Source organism: Oleiphilus sp. HI0123 (assembly GCF_001635315.1).
In genome coordinates this window covers 1-2,202 of sequence record NZ_LWGE01000227.1, presented here as the reverse complement: position 1 = coordinate 2,202, position 2,202 = coordinate 1, and the positions used below count along the sequence as shown (strand labels likewise).

General features: G+C 45.3%; 1 protein-coding gene and 1 pseudogene. Both read right to left on the bottom strand.

From position 1 onward, the window contains the following. Window positions 1–1,417 (bottom strand): PHP domain-containing protein (locus A3761_RS02230; protein ID WP_156491508.1); only part of this gene is annotated, 1,417 nt, incomplete at its 3' end. Then, window positions 1,417–2,202, bottom strand: a pseudogene (locus A3761_RS26665) (hypothetical protein); the annotation flags it as partial. The pseudogene A3761_RS26665 and the gene A3761_RS02230, both read right to left, overlap by 1 nt.

Genomic DNA, 2,202 nt, shown 5'->3' with positions numbered 1-2,202 from the left:
GAAATCCCATAATTTCATTAACGAGATTAATAAACTGCTGGCCTTTACCTGTGTCTGGGTTGAGTCCTAATTCGATGATCTGTGACTGCCAAGTCAAGCTGTGGTCACGTCGATTAACGTTCTTAATAAAAAACTCAAGTTGTGTTTCGGCGATACCTAAGGCTTTACCAACATCCCTGACGGCGCTTTTAAAGCGATAAGTGATGACGCTTGCAGCTAAGGCTGCTCGTTCTCGGCCGTATTTCTGATAAATATACTGAATGACTTCTTCACGGCGTTCGTGTTCGAAATCGACGTCGATATCAGGCGGCTCATTGCGCTCCTTACTGATAAAGCGCTCAAACAATACAGATATCTGGCGAGGGTCGACAGAGGTGATTTCCAGGCAATAACACACTACCGAGTTGGCTGCAGAGCCTCTTCCTTGATAAAGAATTCCTCTTTGTTTGGCGAACATTACAATGTCGTGGATCGTTAGGAAGAAGTAGGCATAGTCCAGCTCTGCAATTAGATTCAGCTCTTTGTCTATGGTTGACTGAATATGATCAGGAATACCTTGAGGGAAACGAAACCTCACGCCTTGTGTGACTAAAGTACGCAGGTAAGAGATGGGTGTTTCATTGTTCGGGACTAGCTCGCTAGGGTATTCGTAACGAAGTTCATTAAGCTTGAATTGGCATTGTTGGGCGATAACAAGAGTTTCGTGTAAATACTCCTCGCGAAACAGTTTGCTTATTTTCTGTCTGGACCTTAAACAACGCTCGGTATTGTTAAGTAGCTGCTTGCCAGACTGAGCAATGGTACGGCCTTTTCTGATGGCTGTCAGAGCGTGCTGTAGCGGTAGGCGTGTTGCGGTATGCATTAATACACCACCGCAGGCGGTGATGGCTAAGTCCCAACTTTCGGCCAAACGCTGGCAGTGCTGGATATATTGTTTATCGTTGTATTTCAGGTGGCGCTGTAAGCCAAGCCAAAGTCTGTTGGCGTGATGCTTCTTCAGCCATTTGGCTTGGGAATGGTCATGCGCCTTACCGCTGGGTAACCAGATAAGCAGGCAATGCTGAATGCTCATGATATCCCAGTCTGTTAATTGGTATTCACCTTTCTTGGCTCGACGTCTAGCATTCGTAATTAAGCGACATAGCTCGGCATAAGCTTGTCGATGGGGGCAGAGTAGTATCAATTCTAGATGTTTGCCGAGGCGGAAGAGGCTGCCGACAATCAGCTTTATTGGTAGCTGATGCTCTTTTATCGCCGTATGTGCTTTGACTACACCGGCGACTGAACATTCATCGGTAATAGCGAGTGCTTGATAGCCTAAAAATGAAGCCTGGATAGCCAGTTCTTCAGCATGAGACGCGCCTTCCAAAAAAGAGAAGTTACTCTGGCAGAAAAGCTCGGCATAGTGAGGCTGCATTAGGCAAATACTCCATGTAAATACCAACGTTGTTCAGGTGTTCTGAATACCCATAGCCAAGCGCCGCTATGTGCACGCGCAATAAAGTAGTCACGAATAACGTTTTGCTCATCCCACCAGCCTGTCGCGATACGTTCAGGCCCCTCAATAAGCGTGACGCGTTCTCTTAATACTTTTGGTTTGGGGAATAAAAGGCTGGGACGAAGCTTTGCTTTGTCGATTGTCAGGTGGTTCGCCATGCCTTTTTTTATAGGCCGGTTTTGATAGTTACGTAAACAGGTGCTTAGCTCAGGCCGTGGGTCATCTACTAAATCAATATTCTTAATTGAATCAGGGCCCAGTTTTGCCTGAAGTGTTGAGATGAGCTCTAAAGAAGAGCCATTACGCTGTCCGCCCTCAAAAAAATCCATGCTTTCTTCGTGCTTGGCTTTTGTTTTATGTGCCGAGATAGTGATGCCAATAACTGGCGAAGGGACTTTAACCGACTCAAAACGTAAGCTGAATAAATCCAGCCATACCTTTGCCAGATAATCACCTTTTGCTGAGCTGGCAAAAACTTCTTGAAAGCCTTTATCTCGTAAATGAAGTTGTAGTTTTAACTCATAGGCATAAAGATTTTGGATTCGTAAAAACTCTTCCAGTGCATTGAGTAAGCGCAGTAAGGGCTTTTCAAGAAGCTGAAGATTAGAGAGTTCAAATAGTAATTCCAAATAACGTGAAAACTGCATGGGAGGATGATAGAAATGGACGGCTTGTGGCAGAGTGCCGGTGAGTTGTCCGACATA